Genomic DNA, 24,407 nt, shown 5'->3' on the forward strand with positions numbered 1-24,407 from the left:
TATAAACTTATTCGGTTTTGATCTTTAGTCATTTTAGCATTTTTTTAACGAATTTTCTTGTTTCAGCATCCACATGCAATATCGTTTCCAAATCTGGATTGGCTAAAACTTCGTGCTGATCCATTGCGCGCTCAATCATTTCCTCAATCTGCAAAAACGTAATTTCTTCATTAAGGAATAAGGCAACAGCTTGTTCGTTCGCAGCATTTAAAACGGTAGTCATAGTGCCGCCAGCAATTCCAGCATCAAATGCTAATTGCAATGCACGGAAACGTTTGTAGTCCATTTCTTTGAAATTCAATTGACCAATTTCAGCTAAATTTAAGCGTTTAGCTTCAGGACGCGGAAGGCGGTCAGGATAAGATAAAGCGTATTGAATTGGTACCCGCATATCTGGAGTCCCAAGTTGCGCCATCACACTTGTATCTTGGAATTCAACCATCGAATGAATAATGCTTTCACGGTGAAGCACGACATCAATATCAGCATACGCAAAATCAAATAGTACATGCGCTTCGATAACTTCTAATCCTTTGTTGACCATAGTTGCGGAATCAATGGTGATTTTTGAGCCCATCGACCAGTTCGGGTGATTTAAAGCATCTTGTACCGTAACGTTTTTCAATTGTTCGCGTGTTAAGTCGCGGAAACTGCCCCCAGAAGCCGTTAAAATTAACCGGCTGGCTTGCTCTAGCTTTTCGCCATTTAGCGCTTGAAACAACGCAGAGTGTTCACTATCAACTGGTAGAATGTCAGCACCATAATGTCTAGCGCTATCCATTACTAAATGGCCCGCCGTAACGAGCGTTTCTTTATTTGCAATCGCGATGGTGCGGCCAAGCTTGATTGCTTCTAATGTAGGCTCGAGTCCTACACTGCCAAGCACTGCATTAACAAGTACATCTGCATCGTACACAGCAATTTCGATTAAACCTTTAGCGCCACTCACAAATGACACACGCGGATATTCAGCTGCTAATGTTCTTGCATCTTCTAGTTGTTGAACACAAACAATTTCCGGTTTAAATTCCGCAATTAATTTGCGTGTAATGTCCATGTTTTTTCCAGCAGCAAATCCAACAAGTTTGAATTCATTCGGATGTTCCCGGATAATGTCAGCTGTTTGCACACCAATCGATCCTGTAGCACCCAGTAATATAATTTTCTTAACCATTTAGCAATTTCCTCTCTTAGATGAAATGTAAAAAGTGAAGCAAAGGCATCACAAACAAAATACTGTCAAAACGATCCAATATTCCGCCATGCCCCGGCAAAATCGTCCCTGAATCTTTCACGTTAAAATGACGTTTTAATGCAGACTCCACTAAATCTCCCATTTGGCCAAAGATGGAAGCGATGATTGTAACAATCGCGATTAAAAGAATCGGATGGTTTAAAGGAATAAAATAATTAAAAATCAAAGCAATTCCAATTGCCCAAATAATTCCCCCAACAAACCCTTCGATCGTTTTATTTGGTGAAATTTCGGGCCAAAGTTTTCGCTTTCCGATTTTACGACCTGTAAAATAAGCGCCTGAATCGGTAAACCACACGACTAATAATGCAAATATTAAATAACTGAGACTTGCTTCACGTGTTTCAATAAAGTAAAAGAACCCAATTCCAACATATAACGTTCCTAATATCGCAAACGCCGCATCATCAAAAGTAAAACTATTTTTCACAATTACTGTATGTATTAAAAGCAAAATGACAGCTAAAAAGGCAAATTCAATTTTTTCATAGCCAGTCCATTCAAATACTTGCTGTGCCCATTGAGTTGGGAGCATAAATGCATAAAGCGCTATTAGAGAAATAAGGCCAGGAATACTCCGTAAGCTCCGGCCTTTCATCTTCAATAATTCTTGCAAGGCTACAGTACCTAACATATAGACAAGTAATATAAACGGAATGCCTCCATAAATAACAAAAGGGATGAAAAAAGCCGCTGCAATAGCACCTGTTATAATCCGTTGTTTCATTTCGCTTCGTCTCCTTTCAACCCTCCATACCGGCGATTACGATTTTGGTATATTTGAATCGCCTCAAGTAAGGAATCTTCATTAAAGTCGGGCCACAAGGTTTCCGTAAACCAAAACTCGGTATAAGCCAATTGCCAAAGCATAAAATTACTTAAACGGACTTCACCACTAGTACGAATCAACAAATCCGGTTCAGGCAAGCCTTTTGTCATTAGCCCTCCCGTAATCAAGTCTTCGTTTATATCATCAAGCGTTAACGTACCTTCAGCTACTTGTGCTGCGATACCTTTAACTGCATCCACAATTTCTGCACGACTTCCATAATTTAATGCGAAATTTAATATAAGTCCTGTATTATTTTTAGTCGCTTCTTTTGCCTTAGTAATAGCTTTTAATGTATGTGCTGGTAAATTCTCATGATACCCCATCATTTCTACGCGTACATTTTCTTCGACTAATTCTGGTAAAAAGGTTGTTAAAAATTCTTCTGGCAAGCGCATCAAAAAATCCACTTCAATTTTTGGCCGTTTCCAGTTTTCTGTGGAAAATGCATACAAAGTTAATACACTTACCCCTAGTTCATTGGCAAGCTTTGTTACTTTGCGCACGGTCTTCATTCCTTCATGGTGTCCAGCTACTCTTGGCAATGAACGTTTTTTTGCCCAACGTCCATTTCCGTCCATAATAATTGCAATATGTGCTGGAACTTCTTCATTCGGAATCAAGCCTGAGCGACCTTTGTTTTCTATGACCATATCAGTATTTCTTTTTAATAGTTTATTAAACATAGTTAATCCTCCACCTATTACAAATCGGCATGTCTATTGCTTATCATATCAAAAAAAACAGCATTGTGCGCTTCTTTCAGAATAGAGCTGTAATTTTTGGCATGAAAAAGCGTCCTGTTTAACAGGACGCTCTACAAAAGATGAAGTTCGATTTAAACTTCCATAATTCCTTTTTCTTTATCTTTGGCCATTTCATCGATTTTCGCAATGTTGTCATCTGTCAATTTCTGAACATCATCGGAATATCCACGTAAGTCATCAACTGTAATTTCACTTTTCTTCTCAAGTTTTTTAAACTCGTCATTTGCATCGCGACGAATATTGCGGATTCCAATTTTCGCTTCTTCAGCTTCTTTTTTCACTTGCTTAACGAGGTCTTTACGACGTTCTTCTGTTAAAGCTGGTACAGCTAAACGTATAACAGAACCATCGCTTGATGGACTTAAACCTAAGTCAGATTTAAGAATCGCTTTTTCGATATCTCCAAGAACCGATTTGTCATAAGGCTGGATCATAATCAAGCGAGCTTCTGGAACCGAAATTCCTGCTACTTGGTTTACTGGTGTTGGAGAACCGTAATAATCGATTGTCAATTTATCCAAAATTGATGGCGTTGCACGACCAGCACGGATTCCTGCTAAATCGCGTGAAAAAGCTTGAATTGCATTATTCATTTTAGATTCGGTTTCATTCATTACTGATTTCGGCATTATAATGTTCTCCTCACTACTGTACCGATTTTTTCTCCAAGTACAGCTCTTTTTATATTTCCTTTTTCCATAATAGAGAATACTACGAGTGGGATATCATTGTCCATACAAAGTGTAGAAGCAGTTGAATCCATCACTTGCAAACCTTGTTGAATCACGTCGAAATAAGAAAGCTCTTCATATTTCACAGCAGTCGAATCCGTCTTCGGATCAGCTGAGTACACACCATCAACATTGTTTTTCGCCATTAAGATGACATCGGCTTCAATTTCCGCCGCACGCAATGCTGCTGTTGTATCAGTTGAGAAGTAAGGATTTCCTGTACCTGCTGCAAAAATAACAACTCGTTTTTTCTCTAAATGACGAATGGCTCTTCTGCGGATATATGGTTCAGCTACTTGGCGCATTTCGATAGATGACAGTACACGTGTTTCAACGTCCTGTTTTTCTAATGAATCTTGTAAAGCCAATGAGTTCATAACTGTCGCCAACATGCCCATATAATCAGCAGTTGCGCGATCCATACCCATTTCAGAACCGACTTTACCTCTCCAAATGTTACCGCCGCCTACAACAACTGCGACTTCTACTCCGAGTTCTACCACTTCTTTTACTTGGCTTGCTACTGATTTGATAATTTCAGGGGACAATCCGAAACCCTGTCCTCCTGCCATTGCTTCACCACTTAGTTTTAATACAATGCGTTTATATTGCTGAACACTCATCGGTACCCTCCGTTACACTTTTATTGAAAAATAGGGAACACATTCACGTGTTCCCCAAGTTAAATCATATGATAAACGATCTTATTTTTTGTTAACTTGGCTCATAACTTCATCAGCAAAGTTGTCTTCACGTTTTTCGATTCCTTCTCCAACTTCGTAACGGATGAATTCTTTAACAGTTCCACCAGTAGAAGCTGCGAAATCACGAACTTTTTGGTCTGAGTTTTTAACGAATGCTTGGTCAAGCAAGCAAATGTCTTCGAAATATTTACCAAGACGGCCTTCAACCATTTTAGCAACGATTTTTTCAGGCTTGCCTTCGTTTAATGCTTGCTCAGTCAAAATTTTGCGCTCGTGCTCTACTTCATCAGCAGAAACTTCGTCACGAGAAATGTATTTAGGGTTTAAAGCAGCAATGTGCATAGCGATATCGCGCGCAGCATCTGAGTCAGTAGAGTTTTCAAGAACTACTAATACTGAAATTCTTCCGCCCATGTGTAGGTATGGTCCAAATGCATCTGCATCTGTTTTCGTACGGATTTCAAAACGACGCAAAGTGATTTTTTCACCAATTTTAGCGATAGCGTTTGAAATGTGGTCAGCAACTGTTAAACCGTTAGACATTGTAGAAGCGTTAGCTTCTTCAACTGTAGCTGGTTTAGTTGTGATCAAGTGCTCTCCTAATTCTGATACTAATGTTTGGAAGCCTTCGTTTTTCGCAACAAAGTCAGTTTCTGCGTTTACTTCGAAGATAATAGCTTCATTATCTTTTACAAGAATTGAAGTTGTTCCTTCAGCCGCAATACGGTCTGCTTTTTTAGATGCGCTTGAAAGACCTTTTTCACGTAGGAAATCGATTGCTGCTTCCATATCACCGTCTGTTTGTACTAAAGCTTTTTTGCAATCCATCATACCTGCGCCTGTTTTTGCGCGTAATTCTTTTACCATTTGTGCTGTAACTGCCATGATTAAATTCCTCCTTCATAATTTGTAGCTATTTTCTCAAAAAAAGGTGATAAGAGGGGTTGGCCGCTTATCACCTGTGTAATCGTGAATTACTCAGCAGATTCAGCTTGAGTTTCTTCATCTTCTTCCGGTTTTGACTCAAGTAAAGCATCCGCCATTTTACCAGTTAACAATTTAACTGCGCGAATTGCATCGTCGTTTGCAGGAATAACATAATCGATTTCATCTGGATCACAGTTAGTATCAACGATACCAACGATCGGGATGTTCAATTTCATTGCTTCTGCAACTGCAATGCGTTCTTTACGTGGGTCAACTACGAACATTACGTCCGGTAGTGAACTCATGTCACGGATACCGCCTAGGAATTTAACAAGACGTTCGTGTTGTTTTTTCAACTGAACAACTTCTTTTTTCGGTAGAACTTCAAAAGTTCCATCTTCTTCCATGCGTTCGATTTGTTTCAAACGGTTCACACGTTTTTGGATTGTACCGAAGTTAGTAAGTGTTCCACCCAACCAACGTTGGTTGATGTAATAGTTACCAGAGCGTTCTGCTTCTTCTTTAATAGCGTCTTGAGCTTGTTTTTTCGTACCAACGAAAAGCACTTTTCCGCCTTCTTCGCCAACTTGTTTCATGAAGCTATAAGCTTCTTCCAGTTTGCGAACTGTTTTTTGTAGATCGATGATGTAGATACCGTTACGCTCCACGAAAATATATTTTTTCATTTTCGGGTTCCAACGACGAGTTTGGTGACCGAAGTGTACACCAGCTTCTAACAATTGTTTCATTGAGATTACTGCCATGATATGTTTCCTCCTGATAGGTTATTTTTTTCCCTCCGCATTTTTCTTCTCTGAACCGTCACCCATTTGGGCACCTACGACTCAAATCGAAATGCGTGTGTATTTAACACCATTTGAAATTATATCACGCTACAGCTTAAGAACGCAACAAGTTTCTACCAATTCGTCAAAATAGACAAAAGAAAAGATGCCGAAAAATTTCCGGCATCTTTTCAAAACAACATTAGTTCATTTTTAATTGTTCAAGTTCTGCAAGGAATTTTGTGTTTAATACTTTAATGTATGTCCCTTTCATTCCTAGAGAACGTGATTCGATAACGCCAGCACTTTCAAGTTTACGAAGTGCATTAACGATTACTGAACGAGTAATACCTACACGGTCAGCAATTTTAGATGCAACTAGTAATCCTTCGTTGCCATCTAATTCTTCGAAAATGTGCTCAATTGCTTCAAGTTCACTGTATGAAAGTGAAGAAATCGCCATTTGAACAACTGCTTTACTACGTGCTTCCTCTTCAATGCGGTCACCTTTTTCGCGAAGGATTTCCATCCCTACTACTGTTGCACCGTATTCTCCAAGAATTAAATCATCATCGTGGAATTCTGCTTCTACACGACCAAGAAGCAATGTTCCAAGACGCTCACCGCCACCGTTAATTGGCACGATTGTTGTAAGACCATCTTTGAACAACTCACGCTCTTCAACTGGGAAGATCGTATGTTCACTGTTTACGTCCAAGTTTTCAGTTGTTTCAGTGATGTTTGAAAGTTTTTGAGTATACTCAGCTGGGAACTGACGATCTTCAAGCATACCTTTCATACGTTCGTTTTCGATTTGTTGGTTAATTGCATAACCCAACACTTTACCTTTACGGCTTACTACGAACGCGTTACATTCAATAACTTCGCTCAAAGTTTCAGCCATATCTTTAAAGTTTACTTTTTTTCCGCCTGCTGCTTCCAGCATCGAGTTAATTCGTCTTGTTTTTCCTAATAAATTCATTTAAATGAACCTCCTACAGTATTCGTACCCTATTTATTCAATATTCTAAAGGTTTTTACACCTTAATGAAACTATTACGCCTTGTTTTACAGAATAAATTGTGACAAATCTTTATTTTTTGCCACATTTTCGAGTTTTTCGTTCACATATTGGACAGTAATGTCAATTTGCGCTGGAGAAATCTCGGAAGCTTCAAAAGACAAATCTTCCAAAAGGCGCTCCAGGATGGTATGCAGCCTGCGCGCACCGATGTTATCTGTGTCTTGATTTACTTCGTATGCAATTTCTGCAAGTCTGATTATTGAGGCATCACTGAAGTGTACCACAATTCCCTCTGTTTCGAGAAGGGCTTTATACTGATTTATCAAAGAATGTTTTGGTTCTGTTAATATTTTTACAAAATCTTCAACTTCTAGCTTTTGCAATTCTACTCGAATTGGAAAGCGGCCCTGCAACTCTGGGATTAAATCAGATGGTTTCGACATATGAAATGCACCGGCAGCAACAAACAGCATATAATCTGTTTTGACTGCTCCATATTTTGTCGAAACAGTAGATCCTTCAACAATTGGTAAAATGTCTCGCTGTACACCTTCTCTTGATACATCGGCAGATGACGAATTGCTTTTACTCGCTATTTTATCCATCTCATCAATAAAGATAATGCCATGCTGTTCAGCACGTTCAATTGCTTCCATTCCCACTTCTTCATCGTCTACTAACTTAGCTGCTTCTTCTGTTGTCAATACACGTCGAGCTTCTTTCACACGTAAACGGCGTTTTTTCTTTTTCTTTGGCATAAGAGAAGAAAATGCATCTTGCATATTTGCCCCCATTTGTTCCATTCCCGAACCTTGTAGAGCATCAAACATAGAAAGTGAGTTTTCAACCACTTCAACGGTTACCCATTCTTCTTCTAACTTTCCTGCTTTTAAGTCAGCAGCGATTTCTCTTCTTTTCACTCGGACTTCAACCTCTGCAGTTGGTTCTTCATCTTCCTGATCAAGTTTTTGTCCAAAAAGCATTTCTAGCGGATTTTGGTTTGTTTGTTTTTTGCGCATAGAAGGTGCTAATAATTTAACGATTCGTTCGTTAGCTGCTGTTTCTGCTTGGAATTTAACTGCTTCGTATTTTTCTTCTTTGACGATCCGCACCGATGCTTCTACTAAATCACGCACCATCGATTCAACATCACGACCGACATAACCAACTTCAGTAAACTTTGTTGCTTCAACTTTTATAAATGGCGCACCCGTTAATTTCGCAATACGACGAGCAATTTCTGTTTTTCCGACCCCAGTCGGACCAATCATTAAAATATTTTTAGGAATTACTTCACCGCGCATTTCTTCGTCCAACCGACTTCTACGGTAGCGATTTCGCAATGCAATCGCAATGGAACGCTTCGCATCTTTTTGACCAACAATGTATCGATCTAAATGGTTTGTAATTTGTCTTGGCGTTAAATCCGTCTGGTTTTTCATTAGGACAATTCCTCCACAACAATTTGGTGATTAGTATAGACACAAATATCTGCTGCAGTTTCTAAAGCTGATTTCGCAATTTCTGCTGCTGTAAAATGATCTCCAGCAAATTTTTTCAGTGCACGTCCAGCTGCTAATGCATAGTTACCACCAGAGCCAATCGCTAATATGCCATCATCCGGCTCAATCACTTCGCCAGTTCCCGATACTAACAATAGTTCATCTTTGTTCATAATAATAAGCATGGCTTCTAATTGGCGTAGCATTTTGTCTCCACGCCATTGCTTAGCTAGTTCTACAGCTGCTCTTTGAAGATTGCCGTTATACTCCGTTAACTTTCCTTCAAACATTTCAAACAGTGTAAAAGCATCTGCAACGGACCCTGCGAACCCCGTCAATACTTGCCCATTATATAATTTACGCACTTTTCTTGCTGTATGCTTCATTACGACAGCATTACCAAATGTAACTTGACCATCACCTGACATTGCACATTGACCGTTATGTCGAACTGCAAATATTGTGGTTGCATGAAATTCTTGCATTGTAAAATGCCCCTTTCTAAGCTCGTGGATGTGAATTCAAATACGTATTTCGTAAATGTTCTTTTGTGACGTGTGTATATACTTGGGTGGAACTTAAATGAGAGTGCCCCAATAATTCCTGCACAGTCCGAATATCGGCCCCGTTATTAATCAGGTGCGTTGCAAATGTATGGCGAATCATATGCGGATAAATAGAAGAATTGACCGAAGCCTTTTTCATGCATTCACTTAAAATATGGCGAATGCCACGATCCGTAACGACCTCACCACGACTATTAACGAATAAATAATCATGATCTTGTTTCTTCATCAGTTTAGGACGTGCGTCTTCGAGATAATGTTCCAACGCATCTTGTGCAAACTGACCATAAGGAATATAGCGTTCTTTCCTTCCTTTTCCCATCACTTTCACAATTTGCATCGTTTGATCTAAATCATTCAATCGAATAGAAACACATTCGCTAACTCGCATGCCCGTTGCATAGAGTAATTCAAGCAACGCTGTATTACGAACCGACAATTTGTCTTCACCTTGAACCGACTTAAAAAGCTGCGCTAGTTCTTCTTCATAAAAAAATTGCGGCAGTCGTTCTTCTTTTTTAGGATGATATAGTGATCTAAATGCAGCTTCGTCTAAGCCGTACTCCCGATTGGCATAACGGAAAAACGATCGAATGGCAGAGATTTTTCTAGAAACTGTTGTTCTTGATAACTTAGCATCATATAATTTCGTAACATAATTTCTAGCATGTATATATTCGACTTCTTGTATGTCTGGCACACCTTCAGCATTTAGAAACAGAAAAAAATCCGCCAAATCATGTTCATAATGGTGGACGGTATGTGTAGAATAATTTTTCTCCAGTTGGATATAACTCATAAAAGATTCCAGCATCTTTTCTTTCTTCATACGCGCTCCACCTTTCAGCAAATAGAAAAGCCTCTAAATTATAACAACATTTAGAGGCTTTTATCAATTAAACAGTTACTGTATTCATATAATTTTGAATTGATTCAAGTGCACGGTTTGCATGTTTTTCTGCACGCTCTTGTTTTGAACGAATACGTTCGCCTAAATCAGGGAACAATCCGAAGTTAACATTCATCGGTTGGAAATTCTTGCTGTCTGCTTCCGTGATGTATCGCGCCATACTCCCTAATGCAGTTTCAGCTGGGAAAACCAGTAACTCTTCACCTAATGCCAACTTCGCAGCGTTAATACCCGCCAACAATCCGCTTCCCGCAGATTCAACATAGCCTTCTACACCTGTCATTTGACCAGCAAAGAAAATGTTATCATCTGCCTTTAGTTGATAAGTTGGTCTTAGCACACGCGGTGAATTGATAAACGTGTTACGGTGCATCACACCGTAACGGACAATTTCAACATTCTCCAAGCCTGGGATCAATTTTAACACTTCTTTTTGAGGTCCCCATTTAAGGTGGGTTTGGAAACCAACAATATTGTAAAGTGTTCCAGCTGCGTCATCTTGACGAAGTTGAACAACTGCATATGGACGTTCTCCTGTTTTTGGATCTTCCAATCCTACTGGCTTCATTGGTCCGAATGTTAACGTTTTCTCGCCCCTAGCCGCCATTACTTCAACAGGCATACACCCTTCAAAGTAAATTTCTTTCTCAAACTCTTTCAAAGGTACTACTTCAGCTTCAACAAGTGCTGTATGGAATCGTTTAAACTCTTCTTCTGTCATTGGACAGTTTAGATAAGCTGCTTCTCCTTTGTCGTAGCGAGATTTCAAATACACTTTATCCATATCGATGCTGTCTTTTTCAACGATTGGCGCTGCTGCATCATAAAAATACAAATATTCTTCGCCCGTCAACTTGCGAATCTTCTCAGCTAGTGCCGGAGAAGTTAATGGACCGGTTGCAATAATCGTAATGCCTTCTGGAATTTCAGTTACTTCTTCGTTGATCACTTCTACTAATGGGTGGTTTTTCACTTTATCAGTTACTGCCGCCGCAAATTCGTGACGATCAACCGCTAGTGCCCCACCCGCTGGTACAGATGCGCCATCTGCTGATTCGATGATAACTGAGTCCAATTTACGCATTTCTTCTTTGATTACGCCAACAGCATTCGTTAGTGAATTAGCACGCAAAGAATTACTGCAAACCAGTTCTGCAAATTTATCTGTATGATGTGCAGCCGTTTGTTGAACCGGGCGCATTTCAAACAACCGGACATTTACTCCGCGTTTTGCGATTTGCCAAGCTGCTTCACTCCCAGCTAACCCTGCACCAATTACGTTTACATATTTCGTCATTTCTAAACACCTCTATATTATTATTGAACTTCTTCTTTATAATCACAGCTTGTACAACTAATTTGCACGCCTTTTTTCACTTTTTTCTCTACTAATAACTCGCTACATTTCGGACATGGTCGCTCAATTGGTTTATCCCATGAGACAAATTCACATTCCGGATAACGCTCACAACCGTAGAAGATGCGTCGTTTCTTACTTTTTCGTTCAACAATTTCACCTTGTTTACACGTCGGGCATGTCACCCCAATATGTTTTACAATAGCTTTTGTATTTCGACATTCCGGGAAATTACTGCAAGCCATGAATTTCCCGTAGCGACCTAATTTATAAACCATCGGTGAACCACATAATTCACAATCTTCGCCAGCCGGTTCATCTTTGATCTGTACTTTTTCCATTTCATTTTCTGCGACTTCGACATTTTTTTCGAACTTCCGGTAAAATGCATCGATAATTGAGCGCCATTCGATTTCGCCTTCTTCGACAGTATCCAAATCATGCTCCATTTTAGCGGTAAATTCGATGTTTAATATATCCGGGAAAAATTCAAGTACTAGCTGATGAACAATTTCACCCAACTCTGTTGGTATAAATCGTTTTGCATCTAGTGTGACATACCCACGCTTTTGAATTGTATCTAATGTCGGTGCGTAGGTCGACGGACGTCCTATTCCAAGCTCTTCAAGTGCTCGTACTAAACGGGCCTCTGTAAAACGCGGAGGCGGCTGCGTAAAATGCTGATTTGGTGTAATATCTACTGCTTTTACTACGTCCCCTTCAGCCATTTCCGGTAAAATATTATCTTTTTCTTCTTTTTGATCATCCGTGCCTTCAATATACAACTTCATGAAGCCTGGAAATTTCACTTGCGAACCATTTGCACGAAATACCGCTTCACCATTTTGCAATTCAGCCATTACTGTATCTAACACGGCCGAAGACATTTGACTTGCAACAAAACGATCCCAAATAAGTTTATACAGACGATAAAGGTCGCGCGAAAGAATGCTCTTCATTGATTCTGGTGTCCGCATGACACTTGTGGGACGCACTGCTTCGTGGGCATCTTGCGATTTAGCTGACTGTTTCGCAGCTACTTTTTGTGTAACGTACTCTTCGCCATATTTTTCAACGATAAAGTCGATAGTATCTTTTTTCGCCGTATCTGAAATCCGCGTCGAATCTGTTCGCATATACGTGATTAAACCTGTGATGCCTTCTTTGCCTACTGCAATACCTTCATACAATTGTTGCGCTAGCATCATTGTCTTTTTAGCTCGGAAGTTTAACTTGCGGGCAGCTTCTTGTTGGAGTGAAGAAGTTGTAAAAGAAGGGGAGGGATTTCTTTTTCTCTCTTTTTTCACCACGCGGTTTACTGTAAAGTTTTTTCCAGACATCGTTGACAATACTTCTTTGACATCGGCTTCATTGTTCAATTTCATTTTTTCTTTTGTGTTGCCATAAAATTGTGCTTCAAATTTCTTTTTTGATTTTTCAAACTCTCCAGTAATGGACCAGTATTCTTCTGGCTCAAAACCTTTGATTTCGTTTTCCCGATCAATGACTAACCTTAACGCTACAGATTGGACGCGTCCAGCTGATAATCCTTTTTTTACTTTTTTCCAAAGCAAAGGACTGATGCTATATCCAACAAGACGATCTAAAATTCGGCGTGCTTGTTGTGCATCGACTAAGTCCATATCGATTTTGCGTGGATGCTTAAATGATTCTTTAATTGCATCTTTTGTAATTTCATTAAAGACGACCCGACAATCTGAAGTTTGATCAATGCCAAGTGCCGTAGCTAAATGCCACGCAATTGCTTCTCCTTCTCTGTCAGGGTCAGCCGCGAGAAAGACTTTCTTTGCTTTTTTTGCTTCTTTTTTAAGATCTTGTAAGATTGGTCCTTTACCTCTGATTGTAATATAACGAGGTTCATAATTATTTTCCACGTCTACACCCATTTGACTTCGGGGCAAATCGCGTAAATGTCCAAGTGAAGCACGGACTTTATATTTCTTACCCAAATACCGTTCGATTGTTTTAGCCTTTGCAGGCGATTCCACAATCACTAAAAAATCCGCCATAATTTTTCCTCCTCATAGAGGTTTCTCAAAACTGCTTAAAAGAATTACCTGTTGCAAAATGTATAACAGTTTTTAGCTTAATGCAAGGGTTTTCGTTTTTTTCATTCTTTTCCAACTGTCATATGTTGGTATTCTTCGAGCACTTGCCATCCGTTCCATACCGGTTTTGCACCTTCTACTATCAATTTATGCGGCCCTTCAGATAACAAAGAATCAATATTTCCTGGGACTGCGAAAATATCTTTTCCATGATCTAATGCGTGTTCAATTGTGCTTAATGTGCCACTTTTCACTTGAGCTTCTGTTACGATAATTCCTTTAGATAATCCACTAATAATGCGATTTCTCATCGGGAAATTCCATTTTTCAGGCTTCACATATGGTGGATATTCGGTTAAAACGAGATGGCTTTCTTCTATTATATTGTTTAAGTTTGCGTTTTCTTTTGGATAAGGATGTAAAAAACCACTACCTGTAACGGCGATTGTATGCCCACCCAAATCAATTGCTTTTTGATGGGCCATCGCATCCGCACCTTTTGCTAGACCGCTGACAATGATAAAGTTTTTTTCTACAAGCGGCGGAACGATTTTTTGCAGAGCTTTTTGAGAATAGGAGGTGGCTTTACGTGATCCAATTATGGCTATTTTTCGAGAATTTTTTAATAATGTGAGGTCTCCTTTAGCATAAAGTATGGCAGGAGGGTCGATTAACTCAAGTAAACTCTCAGGATAAAGTGGGTGTTGATAAGATATGGGGAGTATCTTATATTTGGCGTAGGTTTCTTGTAAGGGGTATGTCAGGGATTGACTGTATGAGGTTTTTAGTTTTATTGCTTGTTCTAATTTAATGTTTAGTAACCACATTAACTCATTCGGAGATTTTCGTTCAAGCTTAGTTAAGTTTGGATCATCCGTAAATAGCGGCAATAACTTTTTCAAACTTTTTGGATATACGTAATGCAATGCCAATAACCGTTCTGTAAATTCATTGTTCATGTTGTTCCTCCTGTTCATTTTTGGAATCCATTAAGGTGAGTCGAAGAAAACCACCTTCTTTTCATTTTAATCTGTTTTTCTATTGGCGTAAACTTTTTAAATGAGTCTATGTTCATCCTTTTTTCATCGTAACAAGTGTTTTTTTCAATAGAATAATGCGGTTACGCATAACATATACATAAAAAAAGACTCAAGCTCTTGTTTAACCAAGAGTTTGAGTCTTTTGTTTATTAATGAGTTTTACACTTGTCGTATAAACCTTTTTCTTTAATCACTTTGATCAAAGTTTCTCCAATTACTGATGGAGTGTCTGCAACTTCGATTCCAGCTTCGTTCATTGCTTTGATTTTATCAGCAGCTGTTCCTTTACCGCCAGAAATAATCGCACCGGCATGGCCCATACGTTTTCCTTCAGGTGCAGTTTGTCCGCCAATAAATCCTACAACAGGTTTTGTCATGTTCGCTTTAACCCACTCAGCAGCTTCTTCTTCAGCTGTTCCGCCGATTTCACCGATCATAACAACTGCGTACGTATCTTCATCTTCGTTGAATTCTTTCAACACATCGATAAAGTTTGTACCGTTTACTGGGTCTCCACCAATACCGACAGCTGTCGATTGGCCAATTCCCTCTTCAGACAATTGGTGAGTCGCTTCATACGTCAGTGTACCTGAACGTGAAACAACGCCAACATGTCCTTTTTTGTGAATGTATCCAGGCATGATGCCGATTTTACATTCGTCCGGAGTAATAACGCCCGGGCAGTTAGGTCCAACAAGACGTGTTTTCTTGCCTTCCATGTAACGGTTCACTTTTACCATATCCAATACTGGAATGTGCTCAGTGATACAGATTGCCATGTCAAGCTCAGCTTCAACAGCTTCAAGAATTGCGTCTGCAGCGAAAGGTGCCGGTACGTAAATTACAGATACGTTAGCTCCTGTAGCTTTTACTGCTTCTTCAACAGTATTGAAGACAGGTACGCCTTCAGCTTCAGTTCCGCCTTTACCTGGTGTTACACCCGCAACGATTTTCGTTCCGTATTCAAGCATTTGCTTTGTATGGAAAAGGGCAGTTGACCCTGTAATTCCTTGTACAAGCACTTTTGTGTCTTTATTAATGTATACACTCATTTTTGTCCCTGCCCTTCTTTAGCCTACAAGTTCTACGATCTGTTTAGCGCCGTCTGCCATTGTTCCAGCAGCTACGATATTAAGACCTGATTCATTAAGCAGTTTTTTACCAAGTTCTACGTTTGTTCCTTCAAGACGGACTACTAATGGCACTTCAAGGCTTACTTCTTTAGCAGCTTGAATTACGCCTTCCGCAATGATGTCACACTTCATAATACCGCCGAAAATGTTAACGAAAATTCCTTTTACATTCTTATCAGAAAGAATGATTTTGAAAGCTTCCGTTACTTTCTCAGCAGTGGCACCGCCCCCAACGTCAAGGAAGTTAGCGGGTGTTCCGCCGTAATAGTTGATCGTGTCCATAGTTGCCATAGCAAGTCCGGCGCCGTTAACCATACAGCCGATGTTCCCATCTAAAGAAATGTAGCTCAAGTCATACTTAGAAGCTTCAATTTCTTTTGGATCCTCTTCGTCGAAATCGCGAAGTTCCACAATGTCTTTGTGGCGGTAAAGAGCGTTTTCATCGAAATCGAATTTCGCATCAAGCGCTAAAATATTGCCGTCGCCAGTTTCAACTAACGGGTTAATCTCAACGATAGAAGCGTCTTTTTCGATAAATACAGTGTATAGTCCAAGCATGAATTTCGCCGCTTTGTTAACAAGCTTTGGCGGAATGTTCATGTTGAAAGCCATACGGCGTGCCTGGAAACCAGTCAAACCGATTACTGGATCGATTACTTCTTTAAAGATTTTTTCAGGAGTGTTTTCAGAAACTTCTTCGATATCTACTCCGCCCTCTTCAGAGCCCATAAGAGTAACACGAGCAGTTTGGCGGTCAAGCACCAATCCGATGTAATACTCCTTCTTAATGTCAGATCCTTCTTCGATCAAAAGGCGTTTGATTTCTTTACCTTCTGGACCTGTCTGGTGAGTCACAAGAACTTTACCTAAAAGTTCTTTCGCATATGTACGGACTTCGTCCAGATTTTTAGCGATTTTAACACCGCCAGCTTTGCCTCGTCCACCTGCGTGGATTTGTGCTTTTACCACGACAACATCCGTACTCAGTTCTTTAGCTGCCTTAACTGCTTCTTCTGGAGAAAAAGCAACGGTGCCGTATGAAACTGCTACGCCATATTGTCTGAGGAGTTCTTTACCTTGATATTCATGGATATTCATCTGTCATCCTCCAATCAAACATCTCTATCGTAATTTTATTGCCTATACCATTGTATTAAAGTTGTCGTAGAATGTCCACCGTTGTTCGTTATTCTGACAAAACTTCGTATGATCAAAACAGTGAATTTTTCGTCAAAAGCGTTTTTATCGGTTCGAATGTTGTGCGATGAATTTCGCAAGGTCCATATTTTTCAAGTGCCGCAACATGCTCTTTCGTACCATAGCCAGCATGTTTTTCGAATCCATACTGAGGATATTGAACAGCATATTCTGTCATTAATGCGTCTCTCCCTGTTTTCGCTAAAATCGAAGCTGCCGCTATACTCAAGCTTTTTGCATCCCCTTTGATAATGGACTCACAAGGCATTTGAAGTTCAAGCATCATTGCATCAGCCAATACTATGTCAGGCGCAGGAGTTAATGCTTGCGCGGCTTCTGTCATCGAACTTTTTGTTGCTTGGTAAATATTCAGTCGATCAATTTCTTCGGGTGATTGAACATGCACAGCATAACTTATAGCGATCTTTTTTATCGTTTTAGCCAGTTCATCGCGTTTTGCTTTACTTAATTGTTTAGAATCATCTAAGCCGACTAGATCTGAACAATCTTCTGGCAAAATAACAGCCGCTGTTACAACAGGACCCGCAAGAGGCCCTCTACCTGCTTCGTCAATTCCTGCCACTAAATCCACACTTTCTTTTCGAAATGACTCATCAAATGCTAACTTGTCATTATGATCATCCAGCAACTTTTTTCGTTGAAGTTGCTTTTTCCGCCATGACGTTAATAAGGTTTGTACACTTTTCCTGGAATCGTTTTCGATTTCACTCATCCACGGTTGCCATTCAGTGGTCATTTTTAGCTTTTCTTTTATTTCGGTGATTTTTAGCATCTATTCAACTTCTTTCAATTTTTCTCGATATGTAAAAAGCTGTCCCTCAAAATCGAGGAACAGCTCTTGTTAAAAAGAGCGAATGCTCACTCTTCTTCTTCAATCATTTCATCTCTATAATCAAATGTTACTTTGCCTAAATGTTGATTGCGAATGTCTCTTACAATCACTTCAGCAGTCATTTCATAATCGACTTCACCGTGTTGATCTAAACAACGTCGCTTGTTGCCAATATGATCAAATGTATGAACAATTTCCTCATCAATATGATCAATGCCGTAACGCTCTTTCATACGTTCTGGATAGCGCTCTTCTAAAAACTTTAACGCATAGATAGCTAGTTCTTGCATTTGGATTACTGAATCTTTAATGGCACCTGTAACAGCTAATTTTAATCCTGTTTCTGGATCTTCAAACTTCGGCCATAAAATTCCCGGCGTATCCAACAACTCAATTTCTTTGCCTACTTTGATCCATTGTTGCGCTTTTGTGACACCTGGCATATTACCCGTTTTCGCTAAGCTTTTTTTCGATAAACGGTTTATGAGTGTCGATTTTCCAACGTTCGGAATTCCAACAATCATCGCACGAATCGCACGAGGCTTAATGCCCTTTGCAACCATGCGGTCCCATTTTTCTTCGAGTATTTCTTTTGAAGCTTTTGTCACCAATTGCAACCCTCTACCTTCAAGTGAGTTGATCGCAACAGCGCGTGTACCTTGATCCTCGAAATAACGAATCCATTTTTTCGTTTCAACTTCATCGGCCATGTCCATTTTATTTAAAATAATAAGACGTGGTTTTTGCTGAATCACTTGATCGATCATTGGATTTCGTGAAGATAAAGGTAACCTGGCGTCAACAAGTTCAAAAATAATATCCACTAATTTCAGCTTTTCGGTAACTTGTCTTCGCGCTTTTGCCATATGTCCAGGAAACCATTGTATCGTCATAAAACCACTCCTTATTTTACAATTCCCGCTTCAGCCAAGGGCCAGAAAACGAAACTTGTGTCGCCTATCACTTCGTCGGTTGATACCAACCCGATGTGTCGGCTGTCCTTACTCGCTCGGCGATTATCGCCCATGACAAAGATAGTTCCTTCAGGTATTGTATTTTCTCCTGTAACATCTACCAAGTCAAAATCTTCTGTAAGTGTACCTGTAATGCCTTGTTTATAAACATCTAAATAAGGTTCTTCTATTGCTTCTCCATTTATATATAACTGATCATCTTCATATGCGATATGATCGCCTGGCAACCCAATTATACGTTTAATGTAATCCTTTTTTTCTGGGGCATGAAAAACAATAATATCGAAACGGTCAGGTTCCCCGACTGAATAACCGATTTTGTTAACAATCATGCGATCCCCGTCTTCTAGGGTAGGCATCATTGACTCTCCATCTACTACAATCGGCGTGAATAAAAAGAAACGAATAATTGCTGCCAAGCCGAAGGCAATCAATAAAGCTTTGGACCATTCCCACATTTCATTTTTCTTCTTCACTTCAGTCTCCATGCGTGTTCCTCCCCAAACTTACTGTTTTAATTGTACAAGGAAATACACTTTTTAGCAAAAAGAAAGAGGGCGCAAGCGCCCTCTTTCATCCATGCCATCTTATCGAATTTCTTTAATACGAGCTGCTTTACCGCGTAGGTCACGCAAGTAGTACAATTTCGCACGACGTACTTTACCACGACGCATAACTTCAAGCTGTGCAATTTTTGGTGTGTGTACAGGGAATGTACGCTCAACACCAACACCGTAAGAGATTTTGCGAACAGTGAATGATTCACTGATTCCGCCTCCGCGACGGCTAATTACGACTCCTTCGTATACCTGAACACGTTCGCGTGTACCCTCGACAACTTTAACGTGGACACGAACAGTGTCTCCAGGACGGAACTTAGGTAGGTCCGTACGAAGCTGTTCTTTAGTGATTTCTGTAATAATGTTTTGCATTATTTTTTCTCTCCTTCTACAGACGCTCTTACACCATATCACTGTTGCAGCGGAACATCGTGATCCTGTACTTCACATAAAAGTACATTGTCCATGATACCACTGATCATTAACTCATGCAAGAGCTACTTAAATTCTATTTTTCTTTCGTTAATCTATCAATTATTTTCTGTTGCTTATCGCTCAACTCGATTTTTTCGAGCAAGTCTGGACGCCTTTCGAGCGTCCGTTTTAATGTTTGTTCTTCACGCCATTGATCGACTTTTCCATGATTACCAGAAGTTAAAACATCAGGTACTTTCCATCCTCTAAAATCAGCCGGACGAGTGTATTGTGGATGTTCTAGTAGTCCTGTAGAGAATGAGTCACGTATAGGTGAATCAGCGTTACCTAGTACCCCTGGAAGCAACCTAACGACACTATCGATTACTGTCATCGCAGCTAATTCTCCACCAGTGAGCACAAAATCACCGATCGAAATTTCATCTGTTACCAAATGCTCTCGAATGCGTTCGTCATATCCTTCGTAATGGCCACAAATAAACACCAATTCTTCTTCAGTTGCCAACTCTTCAGCTTTCTTCTGCGTAAAGCGTTCGCCTTGCGGGCATAATAAAATAACACGTCGTTTGCTTTTTGGCGCAAGACTTTCCACCGCATTAAAAATCGGTTCTGGTTTTAACACCATTCCAGCCCCACCACCAAATGGATAGTCATCAACTTGCCGTTTGTTATCAGCAAATTCACGAATATCGACTACATTCAAACTAACGGCATTTTTATCTTGCGCTTTTCTCATAATCGAATGTTGAAAAACACCTTCAAACATCGGGGGAAACAGCGATAGCACATGGATGTTCATCAAGACAATAGCCCTTCAATCACTTCGATGATTACTTTTTTTTCATCGATATCTACTTCTTTGACAATTTCTTCTGTATAAGGGATGTAATGTTTCTTGCCCTTTTCAGGCGTTACTTCCCATACATCATTGGCACCTGTCTCCAAAATCTCTGTGATCTTCCCAAGTTCTTGACCTTCTGTTGAATATACTGCACACCCAAGAATTTCATGATGATAAAAAGCGTTTTCTTCGAGTTCTGTCAAATCGTGTTCAGCAATTCTCAAGTACGACTCTTTAAACGGCTCAACATCATTAATGTTTGGATAGCCTTCAAAAGTTAGCAACTCAAAGTTTTTATGTTGGCGATGACTGGCGATTTTCACCATGATTGGTTTTTTTGCATCCGGAGTGAAAAGCCCAAGCTTTGTCCCCACGGCAAATCGTTCTTCTGGAAAATCGGTACGTGATAAAACACGTACTTCTCCACGGATTCCGTGTGTATTGACAATTTTCCCTACGTTAAACCATTGCACAAGCAAACATCCTTTCTAGGTTATTTTTCTGAAAAAAAAAGAAGGAACCGGGGCTCCTTCTTTTTCTTAATCCACAATATCGAGATAAGTTTTTTTCTTATGATAACCGCCTGCTGCTGAGTACACAATTGAACGAACAGCTTTCGCTACACGTCCCTGCTTCCCGATCACTTTCCCTGTATCTTCTGGATGCACAGAAAGCTTGTAGACAATTCGGCTTGCGTTTTCGTCGGTATCGACACGAACTTCTTCCGGATAATCAACTAACGGTTTCACAATGGTCTCAATCAGCTGCTTCATAAGAAACTCTCCCTTACTTGTTTAGTTTTTCGTTATGGAATTTCTCCATAATGCCTTTTTGAGAAAACAAGTTGCGTACTGTATCAGATGGTTTAGCGCCATCATGAAGCCATTTCAACACTAGCTCTTCGTCGATTTTAACTTCAGCTGGAACTGTCAGTGGGTTGTAAGTACCTACTGTTTGAATTTGACGGCCGTCACGTGGAGCACGTGAGTCAGCTACTACAATACGGTAAAAAGGAGATTTTTTAGCTCCCATACGTTTCAAGCGAATTTTTACTGCCATTTCTTAAAGCACCTCCGAATAGTTTCACACAAGATATTATATTAGCAAGCTTTAAATAGTTTGTAAAGTATTTTTTCTTAACACCTTAAAATTTTATTTAAAAAGCGAGTCTAGCCCTGGCATTCCCATCTTTTTTCTACCTTTTTTCGTGTTCATGCCAGACATTTGTTTCATCATTTTCTTCATATCTTCAAACTGTTTTAACAGTCTGTTGACATCTTGAATATTGGTTCCTGAACCTTTAGCAATTCGTTTTTTACGACTTGCGTTAATAATTTCAGGTGTTGTTTTTTCTTTTTTTGTCATCGAATAAATAATCGCTTCAACACGATCCATTTGGCTTTCATCGACTTTTGCGTTTTCAAGCCCTTTGATTTTATTGGCCCCAGGGAGCATTTTTAAAATTTCATCTAACGGTCCCATTTGTTTTACTTGTGACATTTGCTCAAGGAAATCATCAAAAGTAAATGTCGAAGTTCTGAATTTCTCTTCTAGTTCTTTTGCTTTTACTTCATCCACACTCGACTGCGCTTTTTCGATCAAGGACAACATATCGCCCATGCCAAGTATTCGCGATGCCATACGTTCAGGATGGAACGCTTCTAACGCATCCATTTTTTCACCCATCCCGACAAATTTAATCGGTTTTTGAGTGACAGAACGAATGGATAATGCCGCACCGCCTCGTGTATCACCATCAAGCTTCGTTAAAACGACGCCTGTGATGCCAATCGCTTCATCAAAGTTTTGAGCAACATTGACTGCATCTTGACCTGTCATTGAATCGACCACTAGGAAGATTTCATCTGGCTCTTTAAGCGCACGAATATCCTTTAATTCCTGCATTAACGCTTCATCTACATGTAAACGTCCCGCCGTATCTATAATGACCGTATCCAAATGCTCAGCCTTTGCATGCTCGATTGCTTGACGCGCAATCTCTACAGGAGACATATCTGTCCCTTTAGAGAAAACGGGTAATGATAATTGCTTACCGATCGTCTCGAGCTGCTGAATTGCTGCTGGACGATACACATCGGCCGCTACTAATAGCGGTTTACGATTGTGTTTTCTACGCAATAAATTAGCGAGTTTCCCAGTAGTTGTCGTTTTACCGGCACCTTGTAAACCAACCATCATAATAACTGTTGGCTGTTTTGTTGAAAACTCAATTTTCCGTTCTTCGCCGCCCATCAATTCCGTTAGCTCATCTTTAACGATTTTAACGACTTGTTGTCCTGGCGTTAAGCTATCCATGACATCTTGGCCAATCGCTCGTTCACTGATTTTCTTAACGAATTCTTTTACGACTTTTAAATTGACATCCGCTTCGATCAAGGCGAAACGAACTTCACGCATCATTTCTTTAACGTCTGCTTCGTTGACTTTACCTTTGCCTTTAATCTTAGTCATCGTACCTTGCAGGCGTTCGGATAAACCTTCAAATGCCATTCTTTCCGCCTCCTAATCCCATTCCTTTAGCTCGCCCAAAAACTGCTGGATACGTTCTTCTGTGAATGGCTCTTTTTCAAATGACGAAACCAATTGCTGCCGTTTCTGAAATTTCTCAAAAAGCTGCAATTTGCGTTCATATTCTTCTAGCATCGCTTCCGTCCGGCGAATATTATCGTATACTGCTTGACGGGTAATGTCATATTCTTCAGCAATTTCACCCAGTGAATGGTCATCTAAATAATACAGCATCATATAACTGCGCTGTTTAGGTGTCAGTAGTTCCTGATAGAAATCAAACAAATAATTCATGCGTGTTGTTTTTTCTAGTCCCATCATTGACACTCACCCCACTCGTTCTCTTGCTTAGAATACTGAATAACAATAGTGCTGTCAAGTAATTTTACTTGTCTGCTTCTTCATCTTCTAACTGTTGTTCTTTATCCAATCCTTCAGCAAATAGCCCGTAGACGTATTTTTGTGCATCAAACGGCTGTAAATCGTCCATTTTTTCGCCAAGTCCGACATATTTAACGGGAATTTTCAACTTGTTACGGATCGCTAAAACAATTCCGCCTTTTGCTGTGCCATCAAGTTTCGTTAAGACAATCCCTGTTACATCTGTTACCTCTTTAAACGTTTGAGCTTGTAGCATCGCATTTTGACCTGTTGTCGCATCAAGAGCCAATAACACTTCATGTGGAGCACCAGGAATTTCACGTGAAATAACGCGATGAACTTTTTGAAGTTCATTCATCAAATTAACTTTGTTTTGCAAACGTCCTGCTGTGTCACAGATTAACACATCGACACCGCGAGACTTCGCTGAGCGTACAGCATCGTACATAACAGCAGCAGGATCCGATCCTTCACTTTGTTTGATGACATCCACACCAACACGTTTGCCCCAAACATCCAATTGTTCAATTGCGCCTGCTCGGAAAGTATCACCGGCTGCTAACATAACGGTTTTTCCTTCACTTTTAAAGCGGTGAGCTAGTTTGCCAATCGTAGTCGTTTTCCCAACGCCATTGACACCAACCATTAAAATAACGGTTAATCCTTCAACAAAGTTAATCTCATTGATCTCGGCTTCACCAGCTTCATAAATTTCCACCAACTTTTCTGAAATAACGGATTGAACATTTGAAGTATCTTTAACATTTTTGCGCTGAACTTCAAAACGTAAGTCGTCCATCAATTCGATAACGGTTTCAAAGCCCACATCCGCTTGCAGTAAAATCTCTTCTAATTCTTCAAAGAAATCTTCATCCACTTTACGGTATTTCGCTACCAAATCATTAATTTTTGATGTAAAGCCTATACGGGTTTTGGCTAATCCCTCTTTGTATTTTTCAGTTGATTCTTCAGCTTCGGTATTGCCAGCAAATTTATCTTTTAATTTTTTGAAGAAACTCACAAATAAACACTCCTTTT

The 24,407-nt window shown here is 39.8% G+C and carries 27 protein-coding genes; all 27 read right to left on the minus strand.

Features of this window, described 5'->3' with window-relative positions; all coding sequences use genetic code 11:
- Nucleotides 1–28: 28 nt before the first annotated feature.
- The gene (dxr, locus tag BCM40_RS10435; RefSeq protein ID WP_065525974.1) at nt 29–1,174 is read right to left on the minus strand and encodes a 1-deoxy-D-xylulose-5-phosphate reductoisomerase; all 1,146 of its coding nucleotides are present in this window, start codon (nt 1,172–1,174) and stop codon (nt 29–31) included.
- A 16-nt stretch (nt 1,175–1,190) separates the two neighbouring features.
- Nucleotides 1,191–1,982, minus strand: coding sequence for a phosphatidate cytidylyltransferase (locus tag BCM40_RS10440; protein WP_065525973.1), 792 nt, complete (start codon nt 1,980–1,982; stop codon nt 1,191–1,193).
- Nucleotides 1,979–2,770, minus strand: coding sequence for an undecaprenyl pyrophosphate synthase (locus BCM40_RS10445; RefSeq protein WP_065525972.1), 792 nt, complete (start codon nt 2,768–2,770; stop codon nt 1,979–1,981). Before BCM40_RS10445 ends, BCM40_RS10440 begins: the two co-directional genes overlap by 4 nt.
- Before the next feature lie 152 nt (nt 2,771–2,922).
- Nucleotides 2,923–3,480 (minus strand): ribosome recycling factor, encoded by a 558-nt coding sequence (frr, locus tag BCM40_RS10450; RefSeq protein ID WP_065525971.1) that lies wholly within the window; start codon nt 3,478–3,480, stop codon nt 2,923–2,925.
- Nucleotides 3,480–4,205 (minus strand): UMP kinase, encoded by a 726-nt coding sequence (pyrH, locus tag BCM40_RS10455; RefSeq protein ID WP_008430861.1) that lies wholly within the window; start codon nt 4,203–4,205, stop codon nt 3,480–3,482. The genes frr and pyrH overlap by 1 nt, the downstream gene beginning before the upstream one ends.
- An 81-nt stretch (nt 4,206–4,286) precedes the next feature.
- Nucleotides 4,287–5,171 (minus strand): translation elongation factor Ts, encoded by an 885-nt coding sequence (tsf, locus tag BCM40_RS10460; RefSeq protein WP_065525970.1) that lies wholly within the window; start codon nt 5,169–5,171, stop codon nt 4,287–4,289.
- An 89-nt stretch (nt 5,172–5,260) separates the two neighbouring features.
- Nucleotides 5,261–5,977, minus strand: a complete 717-nt coding sequence (rpsB, locus tag BCM40_RS10465) for a 30S ribosomal protein S2 (RefSeq protein ID WP_008430856.1) — start codon at nt 5,975–5,977, stop codon at nt 5,261–5,263.
- A gap of 223 nt (nt 5,978–6,200) precedes the next feature.
- The gene (gene codY, locus BCM40_RS10470) at nt 6,201–6,980 is read right to left on the minus strand and encodes a GTP-sensing pleiotropic transcriptional regulator CodY (RefSeq protein ID WP_008430854.1); all 780 of its coding nucleotides are present in this window, start codon (nt 6,978–6,980) and stop codon (nt 6,201–6,203) included.
- A gap of 86 nt (nt 6,981–7,066) precedes the next feature.
- Nucleotides 7,067–8,464, minus strand: coding sequence for an ATP-dependent protease ATPase subunit HslU (gene hslU / locus BCM40_RS10475; RefSeq protein ID WP_065525969.1), 1,398 nt, complete (start codon nt 8,462–8,464; stop codon nt 7,067–7,069).
- The gene (hslV, locus tag BCM40_RS10480; RefSeq protein WP_008497953.1) at nt 8,464–9,009 is read right to left on the minus strand and encodes an ATP-dependent protease subunit HslV; all 546 of its coding nucleotides are present in this window, start codon (nt 9,007–9,009) and stop codon (nt 8,464–8,466) included. The genes hslU and hslV overlap by 1 nt, the downstream gene beginning before the upstream one ends.
- A 16-nt stretch (nt 9,010–9,025) precedes the next feature.
- On the minus strand, nt 9,026–9,919 hold the full coding sequence (gene xerC / locus BCM40_RS10485; RefSeq protein ID WP_065525968.1) for a tyrosine recombinase XerC: 894 nt from the start codon (nt 9,917–9,919) through the stop codon (nt 9,026–9,028).
- A 67-nt stretch (nt 9,920–9,986) separates the two neighbouring features.
- Entirely contained in the window at nt 9,987–11,297 is a 1,311-nt protein-coding gene (gene trmFO / locus BCM40_RS10490; protein ID WP_065525967.1) for an FADH(2)-oxidizing methylenetetrahydrofolate--tRNA-(uracil(54)-C(5))-methyltransferase TrmFO, read from the minus strand.
- A gap of 20 nt (nt 11,298–11,317) precedes the next feature.
- Complete coding sequence (gene topA, locus BCM40_RS10495) at nt 11,318–13,387, minus strand: type I DNA topoisomerase (protein WP_065525966.1); 2,070 nt, start codon at nt 13,385–13,387, stop codon at nt 11,318–11,320.
- Between the two features lie 101 nt (nt 13,388–13,488).
- Nucleotides 13,489–14,385, minus strand: coding sequence for a DNA-processing protein DprA (dprA, locus tag BCM40_RS10500; RefSeq protein WP_065525965.1), 897 nt, complete (start codon nt 14,383–14,385; stop codon nt 13,489–13,491).
- Between the two features lie 230 nt (nt 14,386–14,615).
- Entirely contained in the window at nt 14,616–15,518 is a 903-nt protein-coding gene (sucD, locus tag BCM40_RS10505) for a succinate--CoA ligase subunit alpha (RefSeq protein ID WP_008430844.1), read from the minus strand.
- An 18-nt stretch (nt 15,519–15,536) separates the two neighbouring features.
- Nucleotides 15,537–16,697, minus strand: a complete 1,161-nt coding sequence (sucC, locus tag BCM40_RS10510) for an ADP-forming succinate--CoA ligase subunit beta (RefSeq protein ID WP_008430842.1) — start codon at nt 16,695–16,697, stop codon at nt 15,537–15,539.
- 112 nt (nt 16,698–16,809) lie between these two features.
- Nucleotides 16,810–17,589 carry a ribonuclease HII gene (locus BCM40_RS10515; protein WP_065525964.1) on the minus strand — a complete coding sequence of 260 codons (780 nt, stop codon included), beginning with the start codon at nt 17,587–17,589 and terminating at the stop codon, nt 16,810–16,812.
- Nucleotides 17,590–17,675: 86 nt separating this feature from the next.
- Nucleotides 17,676–18,542 carry a ribosome biogenesis GTPase YlqF gene (ylqF, locus tag BCM40_RS10520; RefSeq protein WP_065525963.1) on the minus strand — a complete coding sequence of 289 codons (867 nt, stop codon included), beginning with the start codon at nt 18,540–18,542 and terminating at the stop codon, nt 17,676–17,678.
- 11 nt (nt 18,543–18,553) lie between these two features.
- On the minus strand, nt 18,554–19,111 hold the full coding sequence (lepB, locus tag BCM40_RS10525; RefSeq protein WP_065525962.1) for a signal peptidase I: 558 nt from the start codon (nt 19,109–19,111) through the stop codon (nt 18,554–18,556).
- A 99-nt stretch (nt 19,112–19,210) separates the two neighbouring features.
- Nucleotides 19,211–19,555, minus strand: a complete 345-nt coding sequence (gene rplS / locus BCM40_RS10530) for a 50S ribosomal protein L19 (protein ID WP_008430837.1) — start codon at nt 19,553–19,555, stop codon at nt 19,211–19,213.
- Between the two features lie 136 nt (nt 19,556–19,691).
- Entirely contained in the window at nt 19,692–20,417 is a 726-nt protein-coding gene (trmD, locus tag BCM40_RS10535) for a tRNA (guanosine(37)-N1)-methyltransferase TrmD (RefSeq protein WP_065525961.1), read from the minus strand.
- Nucleotides 20,417–20,932: a ribosome maturation factor RimM gene (rimM, locus tag BCM40_RS10540; RefSeq protein ID WP_008430835.1), complete on the minus strand. Its 516-nt coding sequence runs from the start codon at nt 20,930–20,932 to the stop codon at nt 20,417–20,419. The genes trmD and rimM overlap by 1 nt, the downstream gene beginning before the upstream one ends.
- 66 nt (nt 20,933–20,998) lie before the next feature.
- The gene (locus BCM40_RS10545) at nt 20,999–21,232 is read right to left on the minus strand and encodes a KH domain-containing protein (RefSeq protein ID WP_008430834.1); all 234 of its coding nucleotides are present in this window, start codon (nt 21,230–21,232) and stop codon (nt 20,999–21,001) included.
- 13 nt (nt 21,233–21,245) lie between these two features.
- Nucleotides 21,246–21,518 carry a 30S ribosomal protein S16 gene (gene rpsP, locus BCM40_RS10550; RefSeq protein WP_008430833.1) on the minus strand — a complete coding sequence of 91 codons (273 nt, stop codon included), beginning with the start codon at nt 21,516–21,518 and terminating at the stop codon, nt 21,246–21,248.
- Nucleotides 21,519–21,611: 93 nt separating this feature from the next.
- The gene (gene ffh / locus BCM40_RS10555; RefSeq protein ID WP_065525960.1) at nt 21,612–22,970 is read right to left on the minus strand and encodes a signal recognition particle protein; all 1,359 of its coding nucleotides are present in this window, start codon (nt 22,968–22,970) and stop codon (nt 21,612–21,614) included.
- 12 nt (nt 22,971–22,982) lie between these two features.
- A complete protein-coding gene (locus tag BCM40_RS10560) occupies nt 22,983–23,306 on the minus strand; it encodes a putative DNA-binding protein (RefSeq protein ID WP_039863254.1) in 324 nt (107 codons plus the stop codon).
- Nucleotides 23,307–23,373: 67 nt separating this feature from the next.
- Nucleotides 23,374–24,390, minus strand: coding sequence for a signal recognition particle-docking protein FtsY (gene ftsY, locus BCM40_RS10565; protein WP_065525959.1), 1,017 nt, complete (start codon nt 24,388–24,390; stop codon nt 23,374–23,376).
- Nucleotides 24,391–24,407 lie beyond the last annotated feature (17 nt).

It is taken from the genome of Planococcus donghaensis, from assembly GCF_001687665.2.
Lineage (GTDB): Bacteria > Bacillota > Bacilli > Bacillales_A > Planococcaceae > Planococcus > Planococcus donghaensis.